This is a genomic window from Microbispora sp. NPDC049633 (assembly GCF_040675265.1).
Taxonomy (GTDB): Bacteria; Actinomycetota; Actinomycetes; order Streptosporangiales; family Streptosporangiaceae; genus Microbispora; species Microbispora maris.
Map to the genome: position 1 here is coordinate 1 of NZ_JBFAOO010000040.1, position 22,448 is coordinate 22,448.

Consider the following 22,448-nt stretch of genomic DNA (forward strand, 5'->3'; position numbering starts at 1 on the left):
CCGGCATCCGGCGGCGTTCACCCTGCTGCTCAGCAGGCCGGCGGCCTCAGCGGCCGCCCGCGAGGTGCGCGCGCACATCCACGAGCTGCTCCGTCAGGCGGGCGTCGGCGGCGACCACGTCGAGCGGCTCGAACGCATCGTCACCACCACCGTGCTCGGCATGGCGGCCGGGCAGGCGTCGCAGCGCTTCGCCCACCACCCGCCCGGCGTGCTCGACGAGGACGTACGCGCCCTGGCCACGTTCGTGACCGCCGGAATCGAGCCCTTCCGCACCGCATGACCCGTTCTCAGACGCCCTGCGGGAGGCGGAACAGGCGACCGGGGTCGTACGCCGCCTTGACCTGGGCCAGACGGGCGGCGTTGGCGCCGTAGTACTGCTGCCGCCAGTTCTTGAGCTCGGGGTCGACGTAGTTCACGTACGCGTGGTCGCCGAAGTAGGGCCTCATGGCGGCGTGGGCGGCCCGGGCCCAGGCGGCGGCGCCGCCGAAGTGCGAGAAGTACTGCACGCTGAACAGCGCCTTGCGGTGCGGGAACGCGGTGGCGTCGGGGCGGACGCGGCCGATGGCGCCGCCCATCGCGTCGAGCATCACGGTGTGCCGTCCCGGCGCGGCGACCTGGGCCAGCAGCGCCTTGATCCCGGCGGACGACAGCGGGGTGTAGGCGAAGTGCGACTTGGCCGAGAACGAGTCGCGGACGAGCCTGCCGCTCGGGTTCTGGCCCGGCAGGGTGCCGGGGCGGTGGCACTGGGCCACGGACATCGACGCGCAGCCCGCCTCCACCATCATCGCGTGGTCGTACGCCGAGACCGCGACGTACCGGTTCGAGGGGCCGGAGCCGACGCGGTCGACGAGCTTCTGCAGCAGGTTCTCGCACGCCGCCTTGCCGCCGAGATACAGCCCGCCGACCATCACGTCGGGCGACGGGTCGTGGCCGAGGTGGCAGTTGGACCACATCGCGTCGGGCGCGGCGGGCGCCCACGCCTGCCAGGCCTTCAGCACGGCCGCGGCCTTCGACCAGGGCCAGTGCAGGAAGAACAGGGTCACCGAACGCGTCGGATGCGTCCGGAACGTGAACGACGTCGCCACGCCGAAGTTGCCGCCACCGCCGCCGCGCGAGGCCCAGTAGAGGTCCGGGTGCGAGCTCGGCGAGCAGGTGAGCACCTTCCCGTCCGCCGTGACGACCTTCAGCGACTCCAGCACGTCGCAGGTCAGGCCGTACTGCCGCGACACCACGCCGATGCCGCCGCCCAGCGTGAGCCCGGCCACCCCGACCGTCGGGCAGGAGCCCGCCGGGATGCTGACGCCGTGCGCGGCCAGCTTGGCGTACACGTCGACCAGCCGCGCCCCGGCGCCGACCGTGGCGTGGCCGCCCGAATACGACACGGCGCTCATCGGCGACACGTCGATCACGAGGCCGCTGCCCGTGGACCAGCCCGCGTAGCTGTGGCCGCCCGACCGCGAGGTCACCGGCACGCCGTAGCGCCGGGCGAACGCCAGGCACTCCGACACGTCCGCCGCCGTTTTGCAGTAGGCCACCCCGGACGGCCGTACGGAGTCGAAGGCCGAGTTGAACACGCGGCGCGCGTTGTCGTACGACGCGTCGCCGGGGCGGATCAGTCTGCCGTCCAGCCCCCGGCCGAGCGCGGACCAGTCGGCGGGACGGGGACCCGCGGGCGCGAAAGCCGTGCCCGCGAACGCGCCGGCCCCGGCCAGCGCCGAGACTCGAAGGAAACTCCGTCTGTCGATCATGGTCGTACTCCCGAGGTGGTGATCTACCTCGTTGAGACGCCTGCGGATCCGGTCTGGTTGGTCACATTGCTATCACCACGTCCCTATCCTCGGCAGCCGACCGTCGTTCAGCCGGAAGGGGACGCCTGTGGCAGGCCGAGGGTCTCCGGAGTGAACACATAGCGATCGAACCAGCGGTGCATCTGGCGCTGCAGCGTCCGGTCGCCGTCGACCCGTACGCCCGGCTGCCGCAGCAGCTGCGCCCAGGAGAGGTCACCGAGCCACCACCGGGTCGCCGCCGCGGTCGGCGCGCAGAGCCAGACGTCGACGGGAGCTCCGATGTCCTGCCGGCACAGATCGACGCTCGTCCTGGACAGGTGCAGCCAGTATCTGCGGTCGGCCGGCGGACGGTCGGTGAACTCGATCGCGAGCACGACGGTGCGCTCCGGCAACGCGGCGGGGTTCACGCGGCGTCGCATGTCCCAGGTCAACGCGGCGGTGTCGAGATCGTCCTCGGTGAGGGCGACGCTGTCGGTGGCGACCGCCCATCGCGCGAGTTCCCGTACCACCGGAGCCAGGGCGGCGCCCGCCTCGGTGAGCCGGTAATCGTCGAGGATGCCCGCGGCGCGCAGGGCGCGCAGCCGTGCGGCCAGCGTCGCCCGCGGGATGCGGGGCAGGCCGCGGCGGATGTCGGTGAAACTCGACGCGCCGAGCAGTAGCTCCCGCACGATCAGCAGCGTCCAGCGTTCGCCCAGAAGTTCCAGAGCGCGCGCGACCGCGCAGAACTGGCCGTATCCGTTCACGGGTGCATGGTAGGCACGGATGCCGGAGCCTGGGGGTTCAGAAGTTGAACTGTCGGGGGCGGCGCACAGGTTCGACGATCGGAGCCGTGAGCGCGGGCATCGACGAAAGGACCGGCGGCGTCATGAGCATCGGCGGGGGCGTACTGGAAACGATCGGAGACACTCCGCTCGTGAGGCTGCGCGGCGTCGTGCCGCCCGGGTGCGCGGAGATCTTCGTCAAGATCGAAGGCCGGAACCCCACGGGCAGCATGAAGGACCGCATGGCGCAGGCGATGATCGCCAGGGCCGAGGACGACGGGCGGCTGAGCCCCGGCGACACCGTCGTCGAATACACGGGTGGCAGCACCGGCGCCTCCCTCGCCCTGGTCTGCGCGGTGAAGGGATATCGCCTGCGCATCGTCAGCTCGGACGCCTTCAGTGAGGACAAGCTCATCCAGATGGCGGCGTTCGGCGCGGAGCTCACCCTCATCCCCAGTGAGGGAGGACTGATCACGAAGTCGCTGATCCTCAGCATGATCGAGACCGCCGGGGAGCTCAGCCGCCGGCCGGGCACCTACTGGACCGACCAGCTCACCAACACCGACAGCATCGCCGGCTACCACGCGATGGGCGAGGAGATCTGGGCGCAGTCGGGTGGGCGGCTCGACGCGTTCGTCCAGTCGGTCGGCACGGCGGCCTCGCTGCGCGGAGCGAGCACCCCGCTCAAGCGCCGCAACCCGGAGCTCCGGGTGATAGCGGTCGAACCGGCCGAGTCGGCCGTGCTGTCCGGTTCCCGGCCCGGCGCCCACCGCATCGAGGGCATCGGCATCGGCTACCCGCCGCCCATGTGGAATGCCGCCCTGGTGGACGAAGTCATCTCGATCTCCACCGACGACGCCGAGGAGATGGCCAGGCGCCTGGCCAGGGAGGAGGGGTTGTTCGCCGGAACCTCGTCCGGCGCGAACGTCCTCGCCGCGATCCAGGTCGGGCGGCGCCTCGGGCCACGCGCCAGAGTCGTCACCCTGCTGGTGGACTCGGGGCTGAAATACCTCGGCACCGACGTGTACCGGCGCCGGCGCGTCACACTTCGCGATGAACCGTGATCGCGCACCTCGGCGACTGCCCGCCATGCCGGACTACGCTCCTATCCGCAGGGCGAGCGCGGGGCACATCTCCACGGCCTTCTGCGCCTCGCCGAGCAGCCAGGAGGGGACGCCGGTGTCCATGAACACCGGGAAGCCGTGGCGGTCGAGCTTGACCAGCTCGGGCACGAGGTGCGCGCACAGGCCGTGGCCCTGGCAGCGGGTCCAGTCGACGACGAGCCTGGCGTCCCGCGCGTCCTCGACCGGCAGGGGCAGCACGCCCTTCGTGACGCGCCCGCAGCCGCCGTGGAAGCGGTGCTCCTCCACGTCCTCGGCGAACGCGTCCAGGGCCGACAGCACGAACCTGGCCGAGCCGTCCGGGTGGAAGCAGGCGCCGCGGCCCTTCACGGCGGCGGCGGCCCGGCGGACGAGGCCGGGGCCGTCGGGGTCGCCGTCCTGCAGCTGCCGGCAGGCCCGCGCGAGCTCAGGCAGGCCGAGGCGGCACGGCCCGCACTGCCCGGCCGACTGCGCGGCGAGGTAGCCCGCCACCCGCGCCGTCTCGCCGAGCGGGCAGGTGTCCTCGCCCAGGACCACGACGATGCCCGCGCCCAGTTCGCCGCCCGACTCCTTCGCGCCGCGCCGGGACAGGATCGCGCCGTACGCGTCCTCGGCGGCCATCCACGTGCCGTGGTAGCCGCCGAGCAGCAGCCCGTCGCCGAGCTCGGCTCCGCAGAGGGCCAGCACGTCGGCCAGCGGCACGCCCGGCGCGACCTCCACGACCGCGGGGGTGGTCACCGAGCCGCCGACCGTCAGCAGGATCGTCCCCGGCTCCTGCACGGTGCCGACCGCGGCGTACTCCTCCGGTCCCAGCTCGGCGAGCACGGCGAGCTGGGCGAAGGTCTCGGTGTTCGACAGCAGCGTGGGCAGCCCGCGCACCCCGCTGTCGCTGGAGCGGACCCTGCGTCCCGGGGGCAGGCCCGCCTCGCCGTTGACCGCGCGGACCAGCGCGCCGCCCTCCCCGGAGACGAACCGCTCCTGGATGCCCGCGACCCGGACCAGCCCGGTCAGGCCGCGCTCGGCGACGGCGGCGGTGACCGAGGCCTCGGCCAGCTCGCCGGCGCCGACCGCGATCACCACCTCCCGTGCGCCGAGCGCGCTGGCCGCGAGCAGCGCGCCCTCCAGCACCAGGTGGGGCGCCCGGGTCAGCAGGGTCTTGTCCTTCAGGCTGGCGGGCTCGCCCTCGGCGGCGTTCACCAGCACGACGGTCTCGCCGTCGCGGGCGCGGGAGGCGACGGCGCGCAGCTTGCGCGCGAACGGGAACGCGGCCCCGCCCCGGCCCCGCAGGTCCACCTCCTCGGCCATGGAGACGAGCGTGTCCACGGTCTGGGCCGGGAGCCGGTCGTGGAATCTGTAGTGCGCGTTCAGGTCGAGCCTGCGGTGGTCGTCCAGCCCGGCGGTGAGCCGGGCCGGGCCGATCCGCCGGATGTGGGAGACGCGGTAGGGAATCACACGATCCTCCGGAGGCGGGGTTCCTGGGGGGTGACAGGAGTGTCGAGGACGTCGAGGGGATCGGTGCCGGTGCGGCCGAGGACAGTGGCCTCACGCGGCGCCCGCCGCTGCCGTCGCACCGGTCGCGGCGCGCCGAGGTCCTCGCGCGCCGTACGGCCGGCGCTCCGTTCTGTGGCCCACTCGTCGGTCGCGGACTGCCGGGCGGGCCGGGTGGCGGCGGCGAGGCGGATCAGCAGGGCGGCGCCGACCGCCGCCAGACAGGCGACGTAGCTGAGGGTCACCCAGGGGGCGGCGGCCCGGCCGGCGGTGAGCCCGTGCAGGATCGCCACGGGCCAGGCGAGGTAGGCGAGGTCGTGCAGGCCCCGCCACAGCCAGGGCCGCTCCGCCTGGGCGAACCTGCCGCGCATCACGCCGGTCGCGACGATGACGACGAACAGGTCCGAGGCCACGGCTCCCAGCGACACGTAGACGTCGGTAGAGGGGATCACCGACCCGTACGGCGGCACCAGCCCGGCGGCGATCTTCATGCCGATGTGCACGATCAGGAAGCCGACGCCGAGCAGCGCCATGGCGCGGTGCACGAGCTGGACCCGCACCCGCTGGGAGATCGGCAGGACGACGCGGTCGGTCGCGGCCAGGCCGAGGGCGACCGTCGTCGTGAGGCCGACGAGCGAGAAGACCCCGGCGTAGAACGTGAGGAACGACTGGGCCTCGGCCAGGAACACCGCGCCGCCGCTGGTCCGCGTGGCGGCGAGCCCTCCGGTGACGACCAGGGTGACCACGGCGCCGAGGCCGATCCGCACGCCGCGTCTTTCCAGGTCGAGGCCGGAATCCGGCCGGGTGTGCCGGGGAGCCCGTCTGTTGGGCACTGATTCCTCCGTCTGGCTCGAAGCGGGGTGCCGTTCCCCGTCCTCGGGCGGGGGGGTGGTCTGCGAAGGACCGGACGGGGAACGGCACGATCGGCGATCTCAGCAGCGCAGGCCGCGGTTGACGCAGGAGACGACCGTGCTCATCAGCCGGTCGGGCATGACGTTCTCGAAGTCGGCGTGATCGGTGATCGGGTCGTGCGACTGCTCGGGGAAGCTGTCCACCGCGAACGACGGCCCGCCGGGCACCGCGTAGGCCAGGGTCATGCGCAACTGCGGGATGGCCCGGGTGCCCGCGGGGCAGGCGCCGTCCGCGCCGGGGAACACGACGTGCGTCCTGTGGTCGGCGCTGTCGGTGTTCCGCCCGTCCCAGCAACTCGGGAAGTCGAGGATCCGCAGCACCAGGCTGCCTCTCGGACAGAGCGGATACTTACCGGTCAGGCGGTTGGTGAAGCCGGTGCAGGTCCACTGCGCCCGGGCGTTGGCGCCGCCGTTGGTGGCGGCCTTCGCGTCGCCGGTGATCAGCCGGAGGAACCGGGGCATCGCCACGACCCTGCTGACCGGGTTGCCGCGGAACTGCAGCGTGACCGACCGGGCCGGGAGGATCCTGCCGACGTTGCCCTCGGACGCGCCGCCCGGCTCGTCCGCCCCCGCCCCCGCCCCCGTGCCTACGCCCGTGCCCCGGCCGCCGCGTACGCCCTGTGCCGCGCTCGCGGAGGACGAAGGGGAGGCGGCGGTCTGGGCGGCGACGCCGGTCCGGCCGCGCAGCACGGGCCAGAAGTACGCCGACCTGTCGCCGAACCGGCAGGTCGTGCCGCCCGCGGCGAGGCTCTCGTCGGTCGAGAAGCCGTTGGTGGTGAGGTTGCCGACGTAGTCGTGCACGTGGTGCGCGCCGTTCGACACCCCGGGCGTGACGATGTGGTTGTCGGAGTTGCGGTGGCCGTTCTCGTTGCGTCCGCAGCGTGAGGTGAACGAGCCGCGCCCGGCGCGTACGCCGATGCCGCCCGGCGGGACCTGCCGGATGTCGACGAAGTCCTCCAGGGCCGGGCCGACGTCCTCGCACTCCGCGCCCTGGACGGAGGGGTCGCAGTGGTCGGCGAGCGCGGGCAAGCCCACACCGGTCAGCGAGCCCGCGATCAGTACGCCGGCGATCGCGAGCACGAGCCGTTTTCGCATGGATGCTCCTTCAGACGTTGGGGGTGGGCAGCGTGGCGTAGTCGACGAGGCCCGTGCCTTCGAGCAGGGTCATGTGCTTCATCACGACGCCGACCGCCTGCCCGGCGAAGTCGCGGATCAGGCTGTTGCGGGTGCCGGCGCGGACGGCGGAGACGAAGGTGAACACCTTGCCGTGGGCGTCGCGCAGGCGTGCGGTGAAGACGCGGTCGAAGCCGGCGCCGCGCGCGGCGGCCATCTCGTCCAGCCAGCCGCGCTGGTCGGGATTCGGCTGGTCCGGCAGCGGGACGGCGAGCTTGGCGGCCAGTTCCCTGACCGCCGCGTCGAGCTTGGTGTGGTCCTCCACGAGGTGCCTGCCGACGTCCTTGACCGCGTCGCCGCCGGCCCGGTCCTGGGCCCAGCGGCCGGCGGGGATCTCCCAGAGCCCGGCCCAGCGCACCCTGACCAGCAGGTCGCGGTCGGCCGGGCCGAGCGGGCCGTAGGGGGTCTGCGTCCAGCCCGGGCCCGTCCCGTCCGACTGGGACGACGCGCTCCGGGGGACGACCACGATCACCGTGACGGCCGCCGCGAAGAGGAAGACGCCGAGCACCAGGAGTTCCCCGAACCGCAACCGCATCGTGCCTCCTTTCGTGACCTTCGGTCGGAGGTACGCGGTTCCTGCGGGGGCGGTTCAGGAAATAGTCAGAAATGACTGGAGTTACGGATGTGGTGTACGAACCAGTAACCCTGGTGCAAATATGTGGCCGTGCGTCGACAACTCGACAGCCGGTTCGCACGTCTGGACCCCACCCCCGACTACGACGCAGACAACGACGACCCCGATCGGGACGAACGCCTGATCCGGGAGCTGTACCGCGAGTTCGGCGGTCCGCTGCTGCGGCACGTGCGCAAGACGACCGGCAACGACCTGCAATGGGCTGAGGACGTCGTCCAGGAGACGCTGGTGCGTGCCTGGCGTAACGCGGCGAAGCTGACGTGGGAGCCGCCCTTGCTGTGGGCGTGGCTCCTCACCGTCGCCCGCCGCATCGTGATCGACGGGCGCCGCAGGCGCGGCGTACGGCCGAGGGAGGTGGAGGCTCCCGAAGAGGACAGCATCGCCGTGCCGGACGGCTCGGACCGCACGCTGGCGGCCATCGTGGTCGCGGACGCGCTGCGGCACCTGTCGAGCCAGCACCGGGAAGTTATCGAAGAGACATACTTACGCGACCGGACGGTAAGCCAAGCGGCCGAAGTTCTGGGCATCCCACCGGGTACCGTGAAATCCAGGCTCTTTTACGCCCTGCGTGCTCTTCGCACGGCCCTGAAGGAGAGGGGGGTGGCCAGCTGATGTCCGCGTCGTCGCCGCACTTCGACGTGGCAGCGTACGCCCTGGGAGTGCTGGACGACGACGAGGCCGAGGCGTTCGAACGGCACCTCGACGAATGCGCGCCATGCCGGGCGGAACTGCTGGAGACGCAGGAGCTGCCCGGCATGCTCGACGCCGTCAAGGACGGCTCCGTCTCCTCGGAGCGCTCGCACCCCTGACCGTCCGGCGCCGGCGGGCCGCGGGTCTCCCAGCGGCCGGTTCCGTGAAGGCCGGTTCCGTGAAGGCCCGTTCCGTGACGGCCGGTTCCGTGACGGCCGGTGCGCCCGCTAAGGCGAACGTGCCCTCCCTGCGGACCGTGTGCCAGCGCAGCCGCGCGCCCAGGACCGCGGTGGCCACGGACTGGATGACGACCAGATACATCAGCTGCCGGTAGACGAGCTGCTGCAGAGGCAGCGCCCACAGCACCGAGGCGCGCTCACCGTCCAGGCGCAACGCGTACCAGCCGGTGAGGGCCTGCAGCGCGACGAAGCCGGCCCACACCGCGACCACCGGAAGAGGGTCGCCGACGAGCAGGCCGTACAGCGCCATGACGTCGACGACGGGGGCCAGCAGCGGCAGGATCAGCTGGAACAGCGCGAGATATCCGAGGCATCGGCGGCCGAAGGGCCGGCGCTCCAGGACCGCCCCGCGATGCTTCCAGATCGCCTGCAGCGTGCCGTAGCACCACCGGTACCGCTGCCGCCACAGCTGGCCGAGCGAGGTGGGCGCCTCGGTCCACGCGCGGGCCCGCTCCTCGTAGACCACCCGCCAGCCTTCGCGGCAGATCGCCATGGTCAGATCGGTGTCCTCGGCGAGCGTGTCCGCGCTGACGCCGCCGGCCGAGGCCACCGCCTCGCGGCGGAACGCGCCGATCGCCCCCGGCACCGTCGCCATGCAGCCGAGCAGGTCGAACGCGCGGCGGTCCAGGTTGAACCCGACGACGTACTCGATGTGCTGCCAGCGCCCGATCAGCCCGCGCCGGTTGCCGACCTTGGTGTTGCCGCTGACCGCGCCGACCGTCCGGTCCGCGAGCGGCCGTACGAGGTGCCCGATGGTCGGGGGCTCGAAGACGGTGTCGCCGTCGACCATGACCAGGACGTCGTGGGCGGCGTGGGCGATCCCGGTGGTGAGCGCCGCGGGCTTCCCGGCGTTCGGCTGCCGGATCACCCGGACCCCGGGAAGTCCGAGCGAGGCGGCGATCGCTCCCGTCCCGTCGGTTGAGCCGTCGTCCACGACGACGACCTCGACCTGGCCGGGATAGTCGGTCCTCACCAGGGACCGCACCGTCGCCTCGATCCCCGCCGCCTCGTTGTACGCGGGGACGATCACCGAGACCGGCGGTGCGGCCGCCCGTCGGGGGACGCCGGTGGTCGCGGGCCGGCCGCGCGTCCTGCGGGCGTGCGCCCACGCCAGCGCGGCGAACAGGGCCGACCTCAGCAGGGTGAGCGCGCCGGCCGCGGCGAGGAACCAGCCGAGCGCCTCTACGAGGGCGAAGGAGGCGCGCTGGGCGAATGTCAGGACCGTGCCCAGGACGCGCTCGCCGGGGGAGGCGGCGGTGTGCGCCGTGGGGAGCCCGACGGCGTCCGTGAGCGTGGTCGCGGTGTATCCCTTCTTCTCCAGCCGGGTGAGCAGCCGGTCGACGGCGGCCAACGTCCGGGTGCGGTCGCCGCCCGAGTCGTGGAACATGATCACCGCGCCCTCGCCCTCGGCCGTGCGCGCGAGGGACGCGAGGACCATCTCGTCCACGGGCGGGCGGCTCCAGTCGCCCGTGTCCACGTCGGTGAACGTCACCAGGTATCCCTCGTCGCCGAGCAGCCGCATCGCCGAGAGCTGCCCGTACCCGGCCGCGCCGGGGGCCGAGGAGTACGGCATGCGGGCGAGGCGGGTGTGGATCCCGGCGGCCGCGGCCAGCGTCTTCTGCGTCAGGGACATCTCGACGCGGGCCCGCCAGGCCGGCACGGCGCCGAGGTCGGCGTGGGTGTAGGTGTGGTTGCCGATCTCGTGCCCCTCGGCGACCAGCCGGCGGGCGAGCGCGGGGTGCTCGGCGACGTGCGCCCCCAGCACGAAGAAGGTCGCCTTCGCGTGGTGCTCGCGGAGCAGGTCGAGCAGCCGGGGAGTCCAGCGCGGATCGGGACCGTCGTCGAAGGTGAGCGCCACCGTGCGCGGCTTGGGCCGCGCGCTGAGCGGCCGCGATCCCGAGACGTTGACCAGCGGGCCGCCGGAGCGGATCCGTTCGAGCTCGGCGGAGTCGCCGTAGTCGGCCGCGGGCGGCCCGGTCTCGCCGACGACGTTGTGCGCGTACGCGTTGAGCAGCAGCCCTCCGGCCATGAGCAGCGCGGCGATCGCGACGAGGACCCAGTGACCGCGCGGCTCGGGAGGCCTGCGCTGAGCCGGTCTTCGCTGGGCCGGCCTGCGCTGAGCCGGTCTTCGCCGGGCCGTTCCGCGCTGGGCCGTTCCGCGCTGGGCCGTTCCGCGCTGACGTCTCACTGGGCCGTGCCGGGCGGCTGCCCGGGCTGTCCGGGAGGCGTCTGGACCACGCTGGGCTCCGGTGCCGGGGTCCGCGTGACCTCTCCGGACGGCGCCGTGGTCCGCGGGACCTCCGGTGCGGGCGACGGCGGCGCGGACCGCCCCGACGAGGAGATCTTCACGTCCGGCTCACGGCCCGCCGGAGGCGTCGTGCTCGGTTTCGGGCTCCGGGGGGAAGGCGAGGCGGAGGGGACCCTGCTCGGCAGGCCGCGGCCGGAGGTCGCCCGCCGCGCCGGGGCCGTCGTCGCGTGCGGCGTGCCGCCCGCCCGGGGGACACGCCTGTGCTCGGACCTGTTTTCGGATTCCGGGGACGGGGTGGGGGAGCTCAGGGAGGAGCGTTCCACCACCTGTCGTCCCTGCGTGCCGACCCAGCCCATCGGGGGAAGCTCGGGGCCTGTCAGTGCTCCGCTCACCAGGGTGAGCGTCAGCGCGAGGACGACGATCGCCCCGCCGACCGCGGCGGCCGTCAAGATCTTGGCCCGGCGTCCGCTCTGGTCCACGAAGACGGCCGTACGCGCCGGGTGATGATCTTCCACGGATCATGATCGTACGCGAGTCGAAAGCAGCTTCGAGAAGTTCGAACCATTTCGTGATCCGAGGGTTCCGGCTTTCCCGATGTCCCGTGCGGAGGACTCGAGGATGCGTTCGGTTGAGGCTCCCGGCGGGGGTGGGACTGGTTAAATGGGCGCAGCACCGGCCCCTGCTGTGAACGCATGGACGAAGTTGACGTTTGTGCTGTTATGGGGTGGTATCGGGTGCGGTGGTGCCGGGCTTTCGATCAATGGGGATCGGAAGGGACGCGCCCATCGTGGAGGAGTGGCGCATGCCTGCGACGCCGTACGGCCGAGCTGGATCGGGGGACGTGCTGCCCCCGCCCCGCAGCTTCGGCGAGGAGGGCGGGCGCCTGTCCTACGGCGGCTACCTGCGCCTGCCCGAGCTGCTCGCCCAGCAGGAGCAGCGGTCCGGGGCCAGCGACGAGCTGCTGTTCATCACCGTCCACCAGGTCTACGAGCTGTGGTTCAAGCTCCTGTTGCACGAGCTGGAGCGGATCAGGGACGCGATGATCGAGGGCGCGCTGTGGCGCGCCAGGCACCTGTTCCGCCGCGTCCACGCGGTGGAGAAGGTCATGGTCGACCAGGTCCAGGTGCTGGAGACGATGACGCCGCAGGACTTCCTGGAGTTCCGGTCGGTCCTCGCCCCCGCGAGCGGTTTCCAGTCGGTCCAGTTCCGTGAGCTGGAGTTCCTCTCCGGCGCCAAGGACCCGTCGTACCTGGGCCGGCTCCGGGACGCCGACGACGCGGAGATCGCCAGGTTGCGGCGGCGGCTCGCCGAACCGACCCTGTGGGACGCCTACCTCATCGCCCTCTCCCAGCGGGGCCTGCCGGTCTCCGACGAAGAGATCATGGACTCCCTGCTGGCCGTGGCCCGTGACCGGGGAGCGTACGACGACCTGTGGGACCTGGCCGAAGATCTCCTCACGCACGACGAGACCACCGCCCTCTGGCGGATGAGGCACGTGCAGATGGTGGAGCGCCAGATCGGCACGAAATCCGGTACGGGAGGCTCGTCCGGGGCACCGTACTTGAGGGGACGGACGCGTATGCACTTCTTTCCCCTGTTGTGGGAACTCCGGGCCTGGCTTTGAAATCCTCACAAGGGAGTGAGTAGCGACATGCCGCTCGAAATGGCGCTAGATCGGCAGGAATCGGATGAAGCATTGGATGAGCTTCTCCGTCTCGCCGCCGAAAGGTGCGCGCACGCGCCGGGAGCGCTGCAGGTGGAGGGCGAGGACCCCCTGGCCTTCCTGAGGCGGTACTACCGCAACGTCCCCGTCGAGGACCTGATCGACCGCGACCCGGTGGACGTGTACGGCCCGGCGATGGCCCACCGCCACCTGGCCCAGCACCGGCCGCAGGGACGCGCGCTGGTCCGCGTCTACACCCCCACCCTCGAGGAGTGCGGCTGGGACCCGGGCCGCACCGTGGTCCAGATCGTCACCGACGACATGCCGTTCCTGGTCGACTCGGTGACGACCGAGCTGGACCGGCACGAGATCGGCACCCACCTGATCGTCCACCCGCAGATGCGGGTGCGCCGGGACATGACCGGCGAACTGCTCGTCGCGGGCCAGGGGGACGTGACCGGGCAGGTCGTCCGCGAGTCGTGGATGCACATCGAGATCGACCGGCAGGGCGATCACGGCGTGCTCAAGGAGCTGGAGAACGACCTGCAGCGGGTGCTGCTCGACGTGCGCTGCGCGGTCGAGGACTTCGCCAAGATGCGGGCGCTCGCCGTGCAGACCGCCGAGGACCTGGCGGTCAACCCGCCGCCGCTCGACCCCGCGCAGGTCGAGGACGGCATGGAGCTGCTGCGGTGGCTGGCCGACGGCCACTTCACCTTCCTCGGCTACCGGGAATACCGGCTGGAGGACACCGACGGCGGCGCCGCGCTGCGCGGCCTGCCCGGCACCGGGCTCGGCATCCTGCGGGCCGACAAGGCGGGATCGGCCAGCTTCGCGGCCCTGCCGCCGAAGGTGCGGGCGAAGGCCCGGGAGAAGCAGCTGCTGATCGTCACCAAGGCCAACAGCCGGGCCACCGTCTACAAGCCCCACTACCTCGACTACGTCGGGATCAAGGTCTTCTCGCCCGAGGGCGAGGTGATCGGCGAGCGGCGGTTCCTCGGGCTGTTCACCCACGTGGCGTACAACGAGTCGATCTCCCGGATCCCGGTCCTGCGGCGCAAGCTCGCCGAGGTGCTGGAGCGCGCGGGGCTGTCGCCCGACAGCCACGACGGCAAGGATCTGATGGAGATCCTGGAGACCTACCCGCGCACCGAGCTCTTCCAGATCTCCGTGGACGAGCTGCTGCCCATCGCGCTCGGCGTGCTGCGGCTGCGCGAGCGCAAGCAGGTCAAGATGTTCCTGCGCCGCGACGACTACGGCCGCTACATCTCCTGCATGATCTTCCTGCCGCGCGACCGCTACACCACGAAGGTCCGCCTGCACATGCAGCGGATCCTGATGAAGGCGCTCGGCGGCACCACGCTCGACTACAGCACGATGATCGGCGAGTCGGCGCTGGCCCGGCTGCACATCGTGATCCGCGGCGAGCGCGGCAAGCCGCTCGGCGAGACGCCGGTCGACGTCGAGGAGCTGGAGGCGCGGCTGGCCGCCACCACCCGCACGTGGGAGGACGACCTCGCCGCCGCGATCGGCGAGCTGTGCCCGGAGGAGGAGGCGCCGCGGCTGCTGCGCCGCTACGCCTCCGCCTTCCCGGAGGGGTACAAGGCCGACTTCCCGGCCCGTACGGCCGTGGCCGACCTCAAGCGGCTGGAGGCGCTCGGCGAGGACCCGAACGCCATCGGCATGAACCTCTACGAGCCGTACGGCGCGGCGGAGGGGGAGCGGCGCTTCAAGCTCTACCGGCTGGGCGCGCCGATCTCGCTGTCGCGGGTGCTTCCGCTGCTCACGCGGATGGGCGTCGAGGTGGTGGACGAGCGGCCGTACGAGATCGACCGCGACCACGACCCGCAGACCAAGGACGCCTGGATCTACGACTTCGGCCTGCGGTACACCCCCTCCGAGGACGTGCACCGCGACGAGTTCAAGCGGTTGTTCCAGGACGCGTTCGCCGTGCTGTGGCGCGGCGAGGTGGAGAACGACGGCTTCAACGCGCTCGTGCTGGCCGGCGGGCTCACCTGGGAGCAGGCCGAGATCCTCCGGGCGTACGCCAAGTATCTGCGGCAGGCCGGGACCACGTTCAGCCAGTCGTACATAGAAAGGGTGTTGCAGGGCAACGTGCGGCTGGCCCGGCTGCTGGTGCGGCTGTTCGAGGCCAGGCTCGACCCGCGCCGGCCGGACGACGCCAGGGCGGAGGTCTGCGACGCGCTGACCGAGGAGATCCTCGCCTCGCTGGACGAGGTGGCGTCGCTCGACGAGGACCGCATCCTGCGCGCCTACCTGGAGATGATCCAGGCGACGCTGCGCACCAACGTCTTCCAGGCCGCACGTGAGGACGGCCGCGAGGCGGGAGCCGCCGGCAGCCAGTTCGTCACCGGCAGGCGCAAGGCGTACATCTCGCTGAAGGTCGACCCGCAGGCGATCAGCGTGCTGCCGCTGCCCCGGCCGAAGTACGAGATCTTCGTGTACTCGCCGCGCGTCGAGGGCGTGCACCTGCGCTTCGGCAAGGTCGCCCGCGGCGGCCTGCGCTGGTCGGACCGCATGGAGGACTTCCGCACGGAGATCCTCGGCCTGGTCAAGGCGCAGATGGTGAAGAACACCGTCATCGTGCCGACCGGATCGAAGGGCGGCTTCGTCGTCAAGCAGCCCCCGGCCGGCGGGCGCGACGAGTTCATGGCCGAGGGCGTGGCCTGCTACCGCCAGTTCATCTCCGGCCTGCTCGACCTGACCGACAACCTGGTCGCCGGGCAGGTCGTGCCGCCGGCCGACGTCGTGCGGCACGACGGCGACGACACCTACCTCGTGGTCGCCGCCGACAAGGGCACCGCGACGTTCTCCGACATCGCCAACGCGGTGGCCAAGGAGTACGGCTACTGGCTCGGCGACGCCTTCGCCTCCGGCGGTTCCGTGGGCTACGACCACAAGGCCATGGGCATCACCGCCAGGGGCGCCTGGGAGTCGGTGAAGTACCACTTCCGCACGCTCGGCGTGAACGTGCAGACCACCGACTTCACCGTGGTCGGCATCGGCGACATGTCCGGCGACGTGTTCGGCAACGGCATGCTCCTGTCGGAGCACATCCGTCTCGTGGCGGCCTTCGACCACCGGCACGTGTTCGTCGACCCCGACCCGGACGCCGCGCGGAGCTTCGCGGAGCGGCGGCGGCTGTTCGAGCTGCCCAGGAGCTCGTGGGGCGACTACGACAGGTCGCTCATCTCGGCGGGCGGCGGCGTGTGGCCGCGCACGGCGAAGTCGATCCCCGTCTCGCCGCAGACGCGCGCCGCGCTCGGCCTGCCGCACGGCGTCACCGCGCTCGCGCCGAACGACCTGATCAGCGCGATCCTGCGGGCCCCCGTCGACCTGCTGTGGAACGGCGGCATCGGCACGTACGTCAAGGCGTCGCCGGAGACCCACGCCGACGCGGGGGACAAGGCCAACGACGCGCTGCGGATCAACGCGGCAGACCTGCGCTGCAAGGTCGTCGGCGAGGGCGGCAACCTCGGCTTCACCCAGCGGGCGCGGATCGAGTTCGCGCTGAACGGCGGCCTGATCAACACCGACTTCATCGACAACTCGGCCGGTGTGGACACCTCCGACCACGAGGTGAACATCAAGATCCTGCTCGACCAGGTCGTCCGCGACGGCGACATGACCGACAAGCAGCGCAACCAGCTCTTCCTCGACATGACCGACGAGGTGGGCAGGCTCGTGCTGGAGGACAACTACGCCCAGAACGTCGTGCTCGCGGCGGCCCGCGCCCAGGCGCCGGAGATGCTGCACATCCACTCCCGCTACCTGCGGAAGCTGGAACGCGAGGGGCTGGTCAACCGGGAGCTGGAGTTCCTGCCGTCGGACAAGGTGCTCGCCGAGCGCCGCCAGGCCGGGCTGGGGCTGGCGAACCCCGAGTTCGCGGTGCTGCTCGCCTACACCAAGCTCGTGGTGGACGCGGAGCTGCTGCAGTCGGACATCCCCGACGACCCGTCGCTGGCGTCGTGGCTGGTGTCGTACTTCCCCTCGGCCCTGCGCGACCGCTTCCGCGGGTACATGGACTCCCACCCGCTGCGCCGGGAGATCATCACGACCCGGATCGTGAACGACGTGGTCAACTTCGGCGGGACCAGCTTCGTCTACCGCTTCGGCGAGGAGACCGGCGCGTCGGCGCCCGACATCGTGCGGGCCTACCTGGTGACCCGGGAGGTCTTCGACCTGCCGTCGTTCGCGCGGCAGGTCGAGGAGCTGGACAACGAGGTCGACACCGCGACCCAGCTGGCCATGCTGCTGGAGGGCCGCAAGCTGTCCGAGCGCGGCACCCGCTGGCTGCTCGGCAACCGCCGCCCGCCGCTCGACCTGTCCTCCACCGTCCGCTACTTCGTCGAGGGCGCGAGCGGCCTGCTGCCGCACCTGCCCAAGCTGCTGACCGGCCCCGACCTGGTGGCGTACGAGGAGCGCAGGGACTCCTTCGTGGCCAGGGGCGTGCCCGGTGAGCTGGCCGAGCGGGTCGCGGCGATGGTGCCCGCCTACTCCACGTTCGACCTCGTGGAGATCGCGGCGTACACCGGAAGGCCGGTGAGCGAGGTGGCCGAGGTCTACTTCGACCTGGCCGACCGGCTCCAGCTCGCCCGGCTGCGCGAACGGGTGATCGCGCTGCCGCGCGACAGCCGGTGGAACTCCATGGCCAGGTCCGCGCTGCGCGACGACCTGTACGCCGCCCACGCGACGCTGACCAGGGACGTGCTGATCCACAGCCGGCCGGGCCTGTCGCCGGAGGAGCGGCTGGCGAGCTGGACGGAGGCCAACCAGGCCGCGGTGACGCGGTCGCGGCAGACGCTGTCGGAGATCTGGGAGAGCGACACCTTCGACCTGGCGACGCTGTCGGTCGCGCTGCGCGCGGTGCGGACGCTGGTCTCCACCAGCAACCTCCCGCACGCGGAGGCGTGACCGTGCTCGCCGATCAGCGGCCGGTGGTCAGCGGTTCGAGCCGCCGGTGACGATGCCCTCGTAGCCGACGACGTGCGCGGGCGCGGTGGACGCCTTGGGCGGCACCGCGCTCACGTACTGCTGGGTCTCGACGATCTGCCGCTTCTGCCGGATGAACAGGTCCTTGGTGGGGCTCAGCAGCCAGCGGGCCTCGGCGGGGACCGTCACGGGACGCCCCTCGCCGCACTTGAGCCCCTGCGGAACGGGCGTCCAGGAGGACGTGCGGATCAGGGTGTACAGCATCATCGCGCCGCCGTCGCGCGTGCGCAGCGCGAAGATCGGATAGTTGGGCGCCGAGGCGAAGATCGACTCGTAGTTCAAGCAGTCGTCGGCCTTCGCCGACTGCTTGGTCTCGCTGATCTCGTCGAAGAAGCCGGTGGTCTGCGGGCCCGGGGCGATCAGCCCGGAGGCGTAGCCCTTGGGGCCCTCCTCGGCGACCGTGGCGTGCAGCGGGCCCATCAGGTTGGGACTGATGGCCACCGTGGCGTCGCGCGACTCCAGCGCCGCGGCGTACCCCTCCGCGTCCAGGGCGACCGAGGGCGGCTTCTCGCCGGGGTAGAGCAGGGACGCGAAGCTGTTGCGCCACGGCCCGTCCTTGCTCTGCCGCACGAACGTGAACACGGCCGTGCGGACGTCGCCGGACGCGTCGCGCCGCTCCGCCGTGGCCGCGAACCAGACGGCCGGGCGGCCGGTCTGCCGGGGCACGAGCACCTCACGCTCGTCCCAGGTGTAGCGGGCGGGCTTGCCCTCGCGGGAGTGGATCTCGGCGATCGTGATGGGCCGCTGGCCGTCCTGGGTGAGCAGGAGCGCCCACCGGCCGGCCCCGGCCTGCCTGAGCACGTCGTCGGTGTCCAGGAACGCGTCGAGCGCTCGGGAGGCCTCCTCCAGCGTCACCGCCGGGGGGCTGGGGGACGGCGACGGGGTGTCGGCGGGACTCGGCAGGGCGGAGGTGGCCGCCGCCGGGCTGGCCGGCGACCGGGCGGGCTCGGCGCCCGAGCAGGCGACAGCCGTACAGCTGAGGAGGGCAAGGGCCAGCGCGCTCCGAACGACCCCGTTCACGCCAGCCTCCCCATGCAATCGATCCACATGCTACCGAGGTGCGCTGCCTGACAGGGTCTCCGATTCGCGTACCCTTTACAGACGTGGCAGTCATCGATCCAGCCGAAGAGATCAACGAGCTTGGCGGCACGCTGAAGAGCATTCAGGACGTGCTCGACCTCGACGCCCTGCGCAAGCAGATCGCCGAGTTGGAGGAGCAGGCTGCCGCGCCCGACCTGTGGAACGACCCCGAGCAGGCTCAGCGGGTCACCAGCCGGCTCTCGCACCTGCAGGCCGAGGTCAACCGGGTGGACGGCCTGAGCCGCCGCCTGGAGGACCTGCCGGTCCTGTTCGAGCTGGCCGCCGAGGAGGGCGACGAGGACGCGCTGGCCGAGGCCGAAAAAGAGCTCGTCGCGCTCAGGTCCGAGGTCGGTGCGCTGGAGGTCCGCACGCTCCTGGCGGGCGAGTACGACGCCCGCGAGGCCCTGGTGACCATCAACGCGCAGGCGGGCGGCGTCGACGCGGCCGACTGGGCCCAGATGCTGCTGCGCATGTACCTGCGGTGGGCCGAGCGCAAGGGCTACCCGGCCGAGGTATACGAGACCTCCTACGCCGAGGAGGCGGGCATCAAGTCGGCCACCTTCGCGGTCAAGGCCCCCTACGCGTACGGCACGCTCAGGGGCGAGCACGGCACCCACCGGCTGGTGCGGATCAGCCCGTTCGACAACCAGGGCCGCCGGCAGACCTCGTTCGCGGGCGTGGACGTGGTGCCCGTGGTCGAGCAGACCGACCACATCGACATCAACGAGGACGACCTGCGCATCGACGTCTACCGGTCGTCAGGCCCGGGCGGCCAGGGCGTTAACACGACCGACTCGGCCGTGCGGATCACCCACCTGCCGACCGGGATCGTGGTCTCCTGTCAGAACGAGCGGTCCCAGCTGCAGAACCGCGCGACGGCGATGGCCGTCCTCCAGGCCAAGCTGCTGGAGCGCAAGCGGCAGGAGGAGGCCGCGGCGATGAACGAGCTGCGCGGCGAGGCGACCACGTCGTGGGGCACGCAGATCCGCAACTACGTGCTGCACCCGTACCAGATCGTGAAGGACCTGCGCACGGGTGTGGAGGCGGGCAACCCCACCGCCGTGCTGGACGGCGACCTCGACGAGTTCATCGAGGGCGAGATCCGCTGGATGCGCCGCCAGGAGTCCGGCGACGCCGCCCAGTAGAGGTATCAGTAACCGCTGATGTGGCCGAGCGCCACCAGCACCACGACGAGCAGCACGATCAGCGCGATGACCAGGGGCGACAGCCCCATGAACCCGTGGTGGTGAACCTTGGCGCGGCCCTCCCGGCAGACGGGGCAGCGCCCCTCCACCACGGGGCCCGCGCACGCGGCGCAGATCAGATGTTCGCAGCTCATAGCAGCTTTACCGCCCCATCGCCCAAGGGCTAATCGTTTTGTTTCCGTTATGGACGTTCCATGCCAGTGTTACCCCTAGACTGGCCTACGGCCAAACGGAACGTCGATCCAGAGCAAAGTGACCGGCGACCCCCGGACCGGCCGTCCCACCCCCTAGACTGGCTAGCCGTGATGCGCCCGTGATCCATTTCGATAATGTCACCAAGGTCTACGCGAACCAAAACCGGCCTGCCCTCGACCACGTGAGCGTGGACGTCGACAAGGGCGAGTTCGTCTTCCTGGTCGGTCCTTCAGGGTCGGGGAAGTCCACCTTCCTCCGGCTGGTGCTGAAGGAGGAGCGGCCCAACAGCGGCTCCATCCACGTGGCCGGCAAGGACCTGTCGAAGCTGTCCAACTTCAAGGTGCCGCACCTGCGTCGCCGCATCGGCTGCGTGTTCCAGGACTTCCGGCTGCTGCCGAACAAGAACGTGTACGAGAACGTGGCGTTCGCCCTGGAGGTCATCGGTAAGCCGCGCCGGTTCATCCGCAAGGTCGTGCCCGAGGTCATCGAGCTCGTCGGCCTGGAGGGCAAGGCGCACCGCATGCCGGAGGAGCTGTCCGGCGGCGAGCAGCAGCGGGTCGCCATGGCCCGCGCGTTCGTCAACCGGCCGATGATCCTGCTGGCGGACGAGCCCACCGGAAACATCGACCCCGCCACGAGCATCGGCATCATGAAGGTGCTCGACCGAATCAACAGGACCGGCACGACCGTCCTCATGGCGACGCACGACGCCGCGATCGTCGACTCCATGCGCAAGCGCGTGGTCGAGCTCGAGGACGGCAAGATCGTCCGCGATCAGTCGCGCGGCGTGTACGGCCAGGCGTATTAGGAGTAACTGGGACCATGCGGGCCAACTTCATCTTCTCCGAGGTCTGGATCGGCCTTCGGCGCAACCTCACGATGACCATCGCGGTGATCGTGACCGTGGCGGTCGGCATGGCGCTGCTCGGCGTCGGAATGATGATCAACTCCCAGGTCTCGAAGCTCACCGGCTTCTGGACCGACAAGGTCGAGCTGTCGGTTTACCTGTGCACGAAGAACGCGCCTTTCGAGCCCTGTAAGAACAAGAGCGCGGTCACGCAGGAGGAGAAGGCCAACCTCAAGCAGACGATCGAGGCGCTCCCGGACGTCGAGCAGGTGCAGTTCGAGAACCAGGCCGAGGCGTACAAGCACTTCCAGGAGACCGAGAGCAACCGCACCCTGCTGTCGGTGACCAAGGCCGAGGACATGCCGGAGTCGTTCCGGGTGAAGCTGAAGGACCCGGACAAGGCGGCGGCCGTCGCGGCGAGCCTCAAGGGGCAGCCCGGCGTCTCCAACGTCGTCAACGAACGCGACCTGCTCGAATCGGTCTTCGGCTTCATGGACAAGCTGCGTTACATGGCGCTGGGCATCGCCGCCCTCATGTTGTTCGCGGCCATCCTGCTGATCGGCAACACGGTCCGGCTGTCGGCGTACAACCGCCGCAGGGAGACCGGCATCATGCGGTTGGTCGGCGCGTCCAACATCTACATCCAGCTGCCGTTCGTCATGGAGGGCCTGATCGCCGGCCTCATCGGCGGCGTGCTGTCCGGCGTGATCCTGATCGTCGTCAAGGTCTTCATCTTCGAGTCGATCCAGACGTACATGGCCGCGCCCCTCGGCTGGGACACGGTCGCCGGTGTGATCACCGGCACCATGGCCATCGGCGTGCTGATCTGTGTGCTCGCCTCGTTCGTCACCCTGCGCCGCTACCTGCGGGTGTGATCCCGCACCGGTCGCGCAGCTCGTTTCCGCCCCTCGCGGCAACGGTAGGCTCCCCTTATGCCACGTGAGACCGGGCGCAAGCTGATCGCCCAGAACAAGCGTGCCAGGCACGACTTCTTCATCGAGGACACCTACGAGGCCGGGCTCGTCCTGACCGGCACCGAGGTCAAGTCCCTGCGGGCGGGAAAGGCCAACCTGACCGACGGCTACGCCTCGGTCGAGGGCGGCGAGCTCTGGCTGATCAACGTGTACATCCCGGAGTACAGCCAGGGCACCTGGACCAACCACGCCGCGCGGCGCACGCGCAAGCTGCTGCTGCACCGCAAGGAGATCGGCAAGCTCGAAGCGTCGCTGAAGGAGAAGGGCCTCACGCTGATCCCGCTGTCGATGTACTTCAAGGACGGCCGGGCGAAGATCGAGATCGGCATCGCCAGAGGTAAGAAGGACTACGACAAGCGGCAGACGCTGATGGAGAAGCAGGCGAACCGGGAGATGGCGCGGGCCATGTCGAACGCGGTCCGCCGCCGGGGGGGCCGTTAGTC

20 protein-coding genes are annotated in these 22,448 nt (G+C 71.1%); 11 read left to right on the top strand and 9 right to left on the bottom strand.

The annotated features are described in order from the left end of the window. On the top strand, positions 1 to 280 hold a 280-nt coding region (locus AB0J39_RS13285; RefSeq protein ID WP_363463938.1), incomplete at its 5' end, for a hypothetical protein. Between the two features lie 7 nt (positions 281 to 287). Here AB0J39_RS13285 and AB0J39_RS13290 read toward each other — a convergent pair. Both AB0J39_RS13290 and AB0J39_RS13295 read right to left on the bottom strand, forming a co-directional pair. Continuing rightward, entirely contained in the window at positions 288 to 1,748 is a 1,461-nt protein-coding gene (locus AB0J39_RS13290; protein ID WP_363463940.1) for an FAD-binding oxidoreductase, read from the bottom strand. A gap of 107 nt (positions 1,749 to 1,855) precedes the next feature. Next, a complete protein-coding gene (locus tag AB0J39_RS13295) occupies positions 1,856 to 2,530 on the bottom strand; it encodes a winged helix-turn-helix transcriptional regulator (RefSeq protein ID WP_363463942.1) in 675 nt (224 codons plus the stop codon). 86 nt (positions 2,531 to 2,616) lie between these two features. Here AB0J39_RS13295 and AB0J39_RS13300 point away from each other — a divergent pair, with 86 nt between their 5' ends. Beyond that, positions 2,617 to 3,612, top strand: a complete 996-nt coding sequence (locus AB0J39_RS13300; protein ID WP_363463944.1) for a cysteine synthase family protein — start codon at positions 2,617 to 2,619, stop codon at positions 3,610 to 3,612. A 33-nt stretch (positions 3,613 to 3,645) separates the two neighbouring features. On the opposite strand, the gene AB0J39_RS13305 is transcribed toward AB0J39_RS13300, so the two are convergent. From AB0J39_RS13305 to AB0J39_RS13320, 4 genes are all read right to left on the bottom strand, one after another. Further along, complete coding sequence (locus AB0J39_RS13305) at positions 3,646 to 5,100, bottom strand: NADH-ubiquinone oxidoreductase-F iron-sulfur binding region domain-containing protein (protein ID WP_363463946.1); 1,455 nt, start codon at positions 5,098 to 5,100, stop codon at positions 3,646 to 3,648. Continuing rightward, positions 5,097 to 5,969 (bottom strand): hypothetical protein, encoded by an 873-nt coding sequence (locus tag AB0J39_RS13310; RefSeq protein ID WP_363463947.1) that lies wholly within the window; start codon positions 5,967 to 5,969, stop codon positions 5,097 to 5,099. Before AB0J39_RS13310 ends, AB0J39_RS13305 begins: the two co-directional genes overlap by 4 nt. Before the next feature lie 99 nt (positions 5,970 to 6,068). Then, a complete protein-coding gene (locus AB0J39_RS13315) occupies positions 6,069 to 7,142 on the bottom strand; it encodes a DUF1996 domain-containing protein (RefSeq protein WP_363463949.1) in 1,074 nt (357 codons plus the stop codon). Between the two features lie 10 nt (positions 7,143 to 7,152). Next, positions 7,153 to 7,755 (bottom strand): DUF4142 domain-containing protein, encoded by a 603-nt coding sequence (locus tag AB0J39_RS13320; protein WP_363463950.1) that lies wholly within the window; start codon positions 7,753 to 7,755, stop codon positions 7,153 to 7,155. A gap of 123 nt (positions 7,756 to 7,878) precedes the next feature. Between AB0J39_RS13320 and AB0J39_RS13325 the strand changes: the two genes are divergently transcribed. Continuing rightward, positions 7,879 to 8,466: a sigma-70 family RNA polymerase sigma factor gene (locus tag AB0J39_RS13325; RefSeq protein ID WP_363463952.1), complete on the top strand. Its 588-nt coding sequence runs from the start codon at positions 7,879 to 7,881 to the stop codon at positions 8,464 to 8,466. Continuing rightward, positions 8,466 to 8,663, top strand: a complete 198-nt coding sequence (locus tag AB0J39_RS13330; protein ID WP_363463953.1) for a zf-HC2 domain-containing protein — start codon at positions 8,466 to 8,468, stop codon at positions 8,661 to 8,663. The genes AB0J39_RS13325 and AB0J39_RS13330 overlap by 1 nt, the downstream gene beginning before the upstream one ends. Here AB0J39_RS13330 and AB0J39_RS13335 read toward each other — a convergent pair. Continuing rightward, positions 8,623 to 10,971 (bottom strand): bifunctional polysaccharide deacetylase/glycosyltransferase family 2 protein, encoded by a 2,349-nt coding sequence (locus AB0J39_RS13335; protein ID WP_363463955.1) that lies wholly within the window; start codon positions 10,969 to 10,971, stop codon positions 8,623 to 8,625. The two genes, AB0J39_RS13330 and AB0J39_RS13335, sit on opposite strands and share 41 nt — an antisense overlap. 75 nt (positions 10,972 to 11,046) lie before the next feature. On the opposite strand from AB0J39_RS13335, the gene AB0J39_RS13340 reads away from it, so the two are divergent. The 3 genes from AB0J39_RS13340 to AB0J39_RS13350 all read left to right on the top strand — a co-directional run bounded on the left by AB0J39_RS13340 (position 11,047) and on the right by AB0J39_RS13350 (position 17,626). Then, positions 11,047 to 11,535, top strand: coding sequence for a hypothetical protein (locus AB0J39_RS13340; protein ID WP_363463957.1), 489 nt, complete (start codon positions 11,047 to 11,049; stop codon positions 11,533 to 11,535). A gap of 298 nt (positions 11,536 to 11,833) precedes the next feature. Beyond that, the gene (locus tag AB0J39_RS13345) at positions 11,834 to 12,655 is read left to right on the top strand and encodes a tryptophan 2,3-dioxygenase family protein (RefSeq protein WP_363463958.1); all 822 of its coding nucleotides are present in this window, start codon (positions 11,834 to 11,836) and stop codon (positions 12,653 to 12,655) included. A gap of 27 nt (positions 12,656 to 12,682) precedes the next feature. Further along, the gene (locus AB0J39_RS13350; RefSeq protein ID WP_363463959.1) at positions 12,683 to 17,626 is read left to right on the top strand and encodes an NAD-glutamate dehydrogenase; all 4,944 of its coding nucleotides are present in this window, start codon (positions 12,683 to 12,685) and stop codon (positions 17,624 to 17,626) included. Positions 17,627 to 17,653: 27 nt separating this feature from the next. Here the strand turns inward: AB0J39_RS13350 and AB0J39_RS13355 are convergent, their stop codons facing one another. Next, positions 17,654 to 18,724, bottom strand: a complete 1,071-nt coding sequence (locus tag AB0J39_RS13355; RefSeq protein WP_363463961.1) for a hypothetical protein — start codon at positions 18,722 to 18,724, stop codon at positions 17,654 to 17,656. Between the two features lie 83 nt (positions 18,725 to 18,807). On the opposite strand from AB0J39_RS13355, the gene prfB reads away from it, so the two are divergent. Beyond that, entirely contained in the window at positions 18,808 to 19,929 is a 1,122-nt protein-coding gene (prfB, locus tag AB0J39_RS13360; RefSeq protein WP_363463963.1) for a peptide chain release factor 2, read from the top strand. Between the two features lie 5 nt (positions 19,930 to 19,934). On the opposite strand, the gene AB0J39_RS13365 is transcribed toward prfB, so the two are convergent. Continuing rightward, positions 19,935 to 20,123, bottom strand: a complete 189-nt coding sequence (locus AB0J39_RS13365) for a hypothetical protein (protein ID WP_346228271.1) — start codon at positions 20,121 to 20,123, stop codon at positions 19,935 to 19,937. A gap of 179 nt (positions 20,124 to 20,302) precedes the next feature. On the opposite strand from AB0J39_RS13365, the gene ftsE reads away from it, so the two are divergent. Genes ftsE through smpB form a run of 3 tightly spaced genes read left to right on the top strand, consistent with a single transcriptional unit; the run spans position 20,303 to position 22,446 of the window. Continuing rightward, positions 20,303 to 20,992, top strand: a complete 690-nt coding sequence (ftsE, locus tag AB0J39_RS13370; RefSeq protein ID WP_079315626.1) for a cell division ATP-binding protein FtsE — start codon at positions 20,303 to 20,305, stop codon at positions 20,990 to 20,992. A 14-nt stretch (positions 20,993 to 21,006) separates the two neighbouring features. Next, complete coding sequence (gene ftsX, locus AB0J39_RS13375) at positions 21,007 to 21,906, top strand: permease-like cell division protein FtsX (RefSeq protein ID WP_363463964.1); 900 nt, start codon at positions 21,007 to 21,009, stop codon at positions 21,904 to 21,906. A gap of 57 nt (positions 21,907 to 21,963) precedes the next feature. Continuing rightward, entirely contained in the window at positions 21,964 to 22,446 is a 483-nt protein-coding gene (smpB, locus tag AB0J39_RS13380; protein ID WP_182906179.1) for an SsrA-binding protein SmpB, read from the top strand. The last annotated feature ends 2 nt before the right edge of the window (positions 22,447 to 22,448 follow it).

Coding starts and splice junctions, on each gene's coding strand:
- AB0J39_RS13290 (WP_363463940.1), bottom strand. CDS start 1,748: ATGATCGACAGACGGAGTTTCCTTCGAGTCTCGGCGCTGGCCGGGGCC.
- AB0J39_RS13315 (WP_363463949.1), bottom strand. CDS start 7,142: ATGCGAAAACGGCTCGTGCTCGCGATCGCCGGCGTACTGATCGCGGGC.
- AB0J39_RS13320 (WP_363463950.1), bottom strand. CDS start 7,755: ATGCGGTTGCGGTTCGGGGAACTCCTGGTGCTCGGCGTCTTCCTCTTC.
- AB0J39_RS13330 (WP_363463953.1), top strand. CDS start 8,466: ATGTCCGCGTCGTCGCCGCACTTCGACGTGGCAGCGTACGCCCTGGGA.
- AB0J39_RS13345 (WP_363463958.1), top strand. CDS start 11,834: ATGCCTGCGACGCCGTACGGCCGAGCTGGATCGGGGGACGTGCTGCCC.
- AB0J39_RS13350 (WP_363463959.1), top strand. CDS start 12,683: ATGCCGCTCGAAATGGCGCTAGATCGGCAGGAATCGGATGAAGCATTG.
- AB0J39_RS13365 (WP_346228271.1), bottom strand. CDS start 20,123: ATGAGCTGCGAACATCTGATCTGCGCCGCGTGCGCGGGCCCCGTGGTG.
- ftsX (WP_363463964.1), top strand. CDS start 21,007: ATGCGGGCCAACTTCATCTTCTCCGAGGTCTGGATCGGCCTTCGGCGC.
- smpB (WP_182906179.1), top strand. CDS start 21,964: ATGCCACGTGAGACCGGGCGCAAGCTGATCGCCCAGAACAAGCGTGCC.